The following is a 278-nucleotide window of genomic DNA, read 5'->3' on the forward strand; positions in this document are numbered from 1 at the left end:
GATGTGTCCATTAATGCTCAGAGCAACATGATTGTAAAGCTCATGGACGTTCTAGGTGCGCGGCAAGCAGATATTGTTGGACATGATATTGGTGGGGGTATTGCTCAGTTGATAGCAGTTAATTATCCAGAGAAAGTTAGAAAGCTCGTTTTGATAGATAGTATCTGTTTCGATTCGTGGCCTATCCCAGAGTTTGAGCCATTACAGGAACCTGGCGCTGAGTCGGAGATGAGTCTTGAGGACTTTTTAAGTATGATGCGAGGCTTTATGCCAAAAGG

Annotated in this window: 1 protein-coding gene; it reads left to right on the top strand. The window is 43.9% G+C overall.

What is annotated here, in order from left to right; all coding sequences use genetic code 11:
* Positions 1-27: 27 nt before the first annotated feature.
* A partial coding sequence (locus AAEY83_RS14445; protein ID WP_351059924.1) for an alpha/beta fold hydrolase occupies positions 28-278 on the top strand: 251 nt, incomplete at its 3' end.

It is taken from the genome of Psychrobacter sp. TB20-MNA-CIBAN-0197, assembly GCF_040309765.1.
In the GTDB taxonomy this organism is placed as follows: Bacteria; Pseudomonadota; Gammaproteobacteria; order Pseudomonadales; family Moraxellaceae; genus Psychrobacter; species Psychrobacter submarinus.